This is a genomic window from Paenibacillus sp. UASWS1643 (assembly GCF_008693195.1).
Classification (GTDB): Bacteria; Bacillota; Bacilli; order Paenibacillales; family Paenibacillaceae; genus Paenibacillus; species Paenibacillus amylolyticus_B.
In genome coordinates this window covers 30,762-37,788 of the sequence record NZ_VXKZ01000101.1, presented here as the reverse complement: position 1 = coordinate 37,788, position 7,027 = coordinate 30,762, and the positions used below count along the sequence as shown (strand labels likewise).

Sequence of the window (7,027 nt, the reverse complement as noted above, 5' to 3'; positions counted from 1 at the left end):
ACCTGGATATCAGAAGGAAGCCGCCCGCCGTAAAGCGGGTCTATCCGTACAGCCGTGCGTAATAACCTCCGAGCGCCAGCAGGTCCTGATGGCGGCCCCGTTCCACTACGGTTCCTTGATTCATGACCGAAATCAAATCCGCATGTTCCACCGTGCTGAGACGGTGGGCAATCAGAATGGTGGTCCGCCCCTTCATCAATACGTTCAGGGCTTGCTGTACCCAGTGCTGGGATTCGTTATCCAATGCAGAAGTCGCTTCGTCCAGCAGCAAAATTGGGGCGTTTTTGAGAATCGCCCGGGCGATCGCAATTCGCTGCCTTTGTCCGCCTGACAACGACGCTCCCCTCTCTCCCACCGGCGTTTTATACTGTTCAGGAAGTTCCTGAATGAAATGGTGAGCGTACGCCGCTTTGGCCGCTTCAACCACTTCTTCATCCGTTGCATCCGGGTTGCCGTAGCGGATGTTTTCCTCAATCGTGCCGGTAAACAAAAACGGCTCCTGCGGAACGTATGCAATCAGCCTGCGGATTTCGTCCAGCGTGTAATGGCCGAACGGTTTGCCCTGGAGCAGGATATCTCCGCTGTCCACAGGATAAAAGCCGAGCAACAGCTTGATCAGTGTACTTTTGCCGCTGCCGCTTGCTCCTACGATCGCAGCAACCTGACCAGGAAACACTTGCATGGACATATCGACAAGTACCTTTTTATCCGCCTGATAGGAAAATTCCACATCGCGAAACTCCACCGCAGCCTCCGATACAAGCTCGCTACGAGAAGATCCCAGACGCTCCGGTTCCTCTTCCTCGCTTAGTACCTCTTGAATCCGGTGAGCGCCCGCGAGCGAATTTTGGGTCATCGACAGAACCATCCCCAAGTTCAACAAGGCGTGCGTCAGATTTACTTGCAAAACTGCCAGAGCGGCGACACTTCCCATTCCCATCATTCCGTAGGCATAAAGAAGACTGCCGATGACGATGATGCCGCAAAACGTGACGTAGCTGATAAAATGGTTCACCGCAGCTTGCATACCGTTCTTCTTCGCCGTTTGCCGAAGCGTTTGCGTCATTTGTTCGTTCAACGCCTCGTACTGGCCGTAAATCGTGCGGATGCGGAACAGCTTCACAATTTGAATGCCGCCCATAAAATCTTTGAATTTTTCGGTTATTTTACCGAGCGTTTGCAAGCCTTGTTCGGACAAAGCGCGAATATCCCGTGCAAATTTCAAGCTGACCAGAGAGGACAGCAGCAGAATGACGAAGGATACGCCAGCAAACCGCCAATCGATCACCACCATGGAGGCAATGGAGCCGATGCAAAAGACAACTTGAAGCAGCAAAACGAAGTAAACCTGCGAGAAAGTAAACTCAACGGTAGTTACGTCGTTATTCACCCGAGACAGCAAGTCCCCATGGTGCGTCTGCTCCAGGAATCTCGGCCGCACCCGGCACAGCTTGTCATAAAGACGTTTGCGGATATTCAGCACAGTCAGCTCGACACTGCGCTGGTATAAGTAAATGAACCAGGGAGAAATTATATTTTCCAGGAACAAGGCCGCGCCCAAAATAATAAAGGCTTCCACCATCAGGGACGTATCTCGGGACACGGCGAAATCAACCAAGTTATGTACGACCAAGCTGAAGGCGATCAGAAACAATGTCTGGGTGAGCGCCGTTACAGCAAGGCCAATCGCGTACTGGGTTTTGCGCTTGCGGTTCATAAACGTCAGCAAGTAGCCGAGTTCTTTCACTTGCGATAGCCTTCCGCCCTTTTTCATGTGTACGACACCTCCCTGCGTTCGGCAGACTCGGTAAATTCCTGGTAGTACGACTGGGCGTACAGTCCCTTCCTCTCGAGCAATTGTTCATGAGTGCCCTTTTCGACAATATTTCCTTGTTCCATAACCCAGATTTCATCGGCGTTTTGTACCGTAGAAAGCCGGTGGGCAATAACCATGGTCGTTCTCTGCTTCATCAATACGCCCAGCGCTTCCTGAACCGCGCTTTCCGACTCCGGATCAAGAGCCGATGTGGGCTCGTCCAGCAGCAGAACGGGAGCATCTTTCAGAAAAGCCCGGGCCATTGCAATGCGCTGGCGTTGCCCACCGGACAAAAAGCCCCCGCGCTCTCCGACATACGTCTGGTAGCCACCCTCAAGCTGCATAATGAAAGAATGAGCCTGAGCGGCTTTGGCGGCTTCGATAATCTCGTCCATCGACGCTTCTTCCCGCCCATAGCCGATATTTTCGGCGATTGTACCGCTAAACAAATATGAATCTTGGGTTACCACGGAAAAATGCGACCGAAGCTGCTCCGGATCTGCACCGTGGATCAGGCTTCCAAACACGCGGATCTCGCCCTGATCCTCCAGAAGTGGATAAAAGCCGCATACCAGCTTAAACACCGTGCTCTTCCCTCCGCCGCTCGCTCCGACAAGCGCAATCATCTTGCCTTCCGGCACCGAGAAACTAACATTCCGCAGAATCGGGGAACTCTCTTCATACCCGAAGGTTACGTTCTGAAAATGGATGGGGGCGGCGCTTGCTTTTGGAAGCAAACGGCCATTTTCCGTTTCGGTCGGCTGCTCGACGATTTCGGAGACCCTTCTCAGGGCACCAGTCATTTCGAACGTGCGCGTGATGAGTTCGGGAATATGCTCCAGCGGCTCCAGACATAGATTAAGCAAGTACAGGAAGGCAATCAGTTCTCCCGCGCCTAACTGCTCGTTGTAGATCAAATAGCTACCGTAACTGACGGCGAAAATGATCGGGCTGATCATCAGCGTAGAAAGCAGCGGGTTAACCCAGGCTTCCCGCTTTTTCACGGCCAGCTTTTTTTGAGCCGTCAATTGCAGCAGCACTTGGTAGGAGCGAGATAACATACCAGATAGCAGATAGCTTTTTACAATAGGCATCCCTCCAAGCGTATCCTGGAGGTTGACGTTCATTCGGCCCATGTTCGCCTGGGCTTCCTCCGTCAACTGTTCCAACTGCTTGCCGATCCATTGGGAAACCAGCAGTGCTACGGGAAATAACAGCAGGCTGTACAGCATCAGCTCCCATTGGAGATACATCAAATAAGCGAAACAGCCGATAAACAATAACGGATGATAAAACCACTGGGCGAGGTCCCGAATCATAAATTGCTGGATGAGCTGCAGATCGTTGTTGATCCGCGACAATACGTCGCCGGAGTGCTGCTTTTCCAAATAGGGGACCGGAAGTTTACCGATATGACGCATGACATGGTTGCGAATATCCTGCACCGCAGAGGCGCTGCTTCGCTCCACACCGAAGCTCATGAAAAACTTCGCCGGCACACCGATCAAGATGACCACAAAGACCGTGTACACGATTTGCAGAACGATTGGCCCCGCCCCATTCTCGGCTTGTGTGGTCAGCTGCTCAACCAAACGTCCCGTCCATATCTCAATAACCGCGGCGGCAATTGCGGACAGGATACCGACGATCATCCAGCCTTTGTGACGGCTTACATAGGACATCAGCCAGCGGAACGCTTTCCAGGTGGCATAAGCGGTTCGGCGCTTTGAAGGCGCCGCTGTGCCTTGTTCTTGAACAGACGTCTGCCGGTCAGCTCCCATGCAGAACCCCGGCCTCCGCTTCGATCTGCAGCTCGATTTGCACTAAGATGTCACGGATGACAACGGCCGTTTCGTCCACGCGCGCGAGTTCCAGTAACTCCTCGTGTGCGCCCTCCAGCCGATAATCGGCGTAAGCTTGCGTCGTTGCCCTCTGCCAGGACGGCAACTGGTGCTCCAGGCGGAACGCTTCGCTGTCCTTCGCAATCAGTTCGTAAATCCGGGCAGTTATCGTTCCTGAATTAATAAGCTGCGCTTCGTACGTCAATGTGGCTTTGATCTTCCGATGAACACGCTCCCGCACGAGTGGATTGCTCATTAATTCCTTCTCTTCTTCGTCGAAATCCGCAAGCATCTCTTCAAGCTCTTTCTCAGACGTTTCATAAGGTGTGAGTGTGTCCTTTATCCACGAGTCCACCATGAGCACGTCCGTTACGGAATACCCTCTTCTTTCCATCGTTTTGGCTACCTCGAACGTCAGGTTGCCTCCGAAACAGTAACCGAGCAGCACGTAAGGTCCTTCAGGCTGGATGCGAACAATCTCATCCACATAACGGTTCAGCATGGCCTCGTAATCGATGACATCGTCGATAAAATCAATGCCGTAAAGCACGAATCGGCCGTCTAGCCTGCTTGCAAGCTCTCGGTAACCAATGCCGAAGCCGCTGCCTGGAGGGAAGCAGAACACGTTTAGATCCCCTGTTTTATTCAGCTTAATGAAGGAGTCTCCCCCTTTATCCAGACCCAGATCCTCCTCTCCAAAAGCCATGGCTTCAACGGTTACACTATGAAATTGGCGATTCAGCGGTATCTCGATGCCCGTTTCATCGTAAACGGCTTGAACAAGCCTCATCAGACTTAAGGAATTGCCTCCCAGCTCAAAAAAGTTATCCTTTACGCCGACCTGTGGAATGCCAAGTGTATCCTGCCAGACACGGACGATCTTCATCTCGAGCAGCGTTCTCGGCGCAACATATTTCGCTCCTCCGGCCGCAGCTTCCTCCGGCACTGGCAGCGCTTTGCGGTCGATTTTTCCGTTCGCAGTCAGCGGCATCTGCGAAAGCTGCACAAGATGCGCAGGAATCATATACCCCGGAAGCTGCTTGGCGAGCTGCTCCTTGAGTTCATTCGCCGCCAGCTTTGTTTCCGCGACGTAATAAGCAACAAGTTGCTTATGGCCGTTCGCGTCGTCCCGGGCGAGTACAACCGCTTCTTCCACACCCCGGGCGTTCAGAAGCTGCGTCTCGATTTCGTCCAGCTCGATCCGGTACCCGCGGATTTTGACCTGATGATCGATCCGGCCGAGGTATTCAATGTTGCCGTCCGGCAGCCAGGCCGCCAAGTCGCCTGAGCGATACAGTTTTTCCCCCTCCGCAAACGGGGAATCAACGAACTTTTCCGCCGTCAGATCCGGACGGTTCAGGTATCCTCTCGCCAGCCCTTCTCCGGCTACGTACATTTCGCCCGCTACGCCAATCGGCACAGGGCGGCGGTTTTCATCCAGGACGTACACCCTCAGCGTTGGGATCGGCTTGCCGATATTACTCTTCGCCGCCTCCATTTCGACCCACGTAATTTCCTTATACGTCACGTGAACCGTCGTTTCGGTAATGCCGTACATATTGATCAGCTTTGTCTCCGGGTACTTCGTCTTGAAACCCTTGAGCAAAAGTGGACTGAGCGCTTCTCCGCCAAAAATGACGTTGCGAATCCGCAGATCATATGGATGATCCGCCAAGACCTTACGCAGCAGCTGATAGAAGTACGTTGGCGTCTGGTTCAAAATCGTGACCTGTTCGCGGCCTATCAGTGCCAGGAAATCGGTCGGATTTTTCGCCGTGAGCGGCGGTACGATAACCAGCTTTCCTCCATACAGCAGTGCTCCGTACATTTCCCAGACGGAGAAATCGAAGCAGAACGAGTGGAACAGCATCCACGTGTCGAACCGCCCAAAGTCGAACAAGTTCTTGTCGTTGAACAGGAGGCGCACAACGTTTTTATGCTCGATCAACGTGCCTTTTGGTTTGCCGGTCGTTCCCGACGTGTAGATGACATATGCCAGGTTCTCCGGCCCGGAAATTGGCTCCAGATTCGAAGCGTCCAGCGCACCTTCCGAGTCCGCCCCGCTGTCGCCCCAAACGAAATCATCTATTTCAAGGCGCGTTCCTGCGAAGTTGGTCTTCTCATGCAGATGCTTTTGAATCAGCAATAACGGTGCACCCGAATCCTCAATCATGAAGCGGATGCGCTCCTCCGGGTAGTCGGGATCGACAGGCACGTAGGCTCCGCCCGCTTTGAGAATCGCCAGTATGCCGACAACCATATCGAGTGAGCGTTCGGCCAGAATCGCTACCAGCTGGTCCGCTTCAACTCCCGTCTCCCTCAGCTTGCGCGCAAGATGGTTGGATCGCTCGTTCAGCTCGCGGTAGGTCAGCTGCCGTTCGTTCATGACAACGGCCACGTTGTCCGGGTAAAGCTCCGCCTGTTCTTCAAACAAACCGTGAATCGTTTTCCCCCGCTCAAACCCGGTTTCGGTATCATTAAATCGATTCAGCAACGTCTCCCTCTCATCCGGGGAAAGCACATCGGCTTGTCCAAGCTCCAGATCCGGCTGAAATACAAGCATGGACAGAAGCCGAACAAGGTGGTCGGCCGCCTGTTCCACAAATGCCCAGTCGTATCGATTCCCTTCAAAGCTTATTTCCAGCCCGATAGAGTCGTTTTGGCGGTCGAATCGAAAAACCGTATCGGCCGCCACCCTGTTACCCAGCGGTTCAGGATGAATCGGGACGAAGGATGCAACGGTGTTGACGACTGGGACTCCTTCCCCTGTATAGTCCAGATGGAGCGGCTCCACCATTTTCCGAAAAGGCAGATGCTGATGCTCCAGCGCCTCTCCGATGGAAGCTTTGATACCCCCGAGCAGCGTTTTCAGCGTAGTCTGGCTGCTTACGAACGTTTTGATCACCAGGATGTCATGCGGCGGCTGAGTCACGTCCGGGTCCCCGCTATAAGAAGGCATGCCGACCAGTACTTGATCCTGCCCGGTATATTTGAACAGCAGGCTTTTTACTCCAGCCAAAACAATCATGTACAAAGCCAGATCCGAACCATTGGCGAGGCGAATAATTCTCTCCGAGAGCTCACTCGGCAGGGTACGGTGAAGCAAGCCCGGCTCTGCCGCAGCTTCGCCACCCGCAGATAATTTGGAGGATTGACTGTAGGGAAGGAAGCTCAGGCTGTCATCGTCGTCAAACTTGCTGCTCCAGTACCGTTCTTCCTTTTCAAATAATGATTCCATTCGTACCTCCCCTAAAAATGAAGTGACCGTATGCCCCGGCGCAGATCCGAAAAAACTTGCTTTCGGCCTGCGCGTTTACGGGCTTGATTTACGGACGTGCAAGTTGTTCGCCGTCTTCCATGGGATGCGCAC

General features: G+C 53.4%; 3 protein-coding genes. All 3 read right to left on the bottom strand.

Annotated elements, in window-relative coordinates:
- Window positions 1-40: 40 nt before the first annotated feature.
- Genes FE296_RS08465 through FE296_RS08455 form a run of 3 tightly spaced genes read right to left on the bottom strand, consistent with a single transcriptional unit; the run spans window position 41 to window position 6,895 of the window.
- Window positions 41-1,774 (bottom strand): ABC transporter ATP-binding protein, encoded by a 1,734-nt coding sequence (locus tag FE296_RS08465; protein WP_150364734.1) that lies wholly within the window; start codon window positions 1,772-1,774, stop codon window positions 41-43.
- Window positions 1,771-3,597, bottom strand: a complete 1,827-nt coding sequence (locus FE296_RS08460) for an ABC transporter ATP-binding protein (protein WP_150364733.1) — start codon at window positions 3,595-3,597, stop codon at window positions 1,771-1,773. The genes FE296_RS08465 and FE296_RS08460 overlap by 4 nt, the downstream gene beginning before the upstream one ends.
- Entirely contained in the window at window positions 3,587-6,895 is a 3,309-nt protein-coding gene (locus FE296_RS08455; protein WP_150364732.1) for a non-ribosomal peptide synthetase, read from the bottom strand. Before FE296_RS08455 ends, FE296_RS08460 begins: the two co-directional genes overlap by 11 nt.
- Between the last annotated feature and the right edge of the window lie 132 nt (window positions 6,896-7,027).

What these genes read in the sequence shown, in the direction of transcription:
- FE296_RS08460 (WP_150364733.1), bottom strand. Translation starts at nt 3,597, where the DNA reads ATGGGAGCTGACCGGCAGACGTCTGTTCAAGAACAAGGCACAGCGGCG.
- FE296_RS08465 (WP_150364734.1), bottom strand. Translation starts at nt 1,774, where the DNA reads ATGAAAAAGGGCGGAAGGCTATCGCAAGTGAAAGAACTCGGCTACTTG.
- FE296_RS08455 (WP_150364732.1), bottom strand. Translation starts at nt 6,895, where the DNA reads ATGGAATCATTATTTGAAAAGGAAGAACGGTACTGGAGCAGCAAGTTT.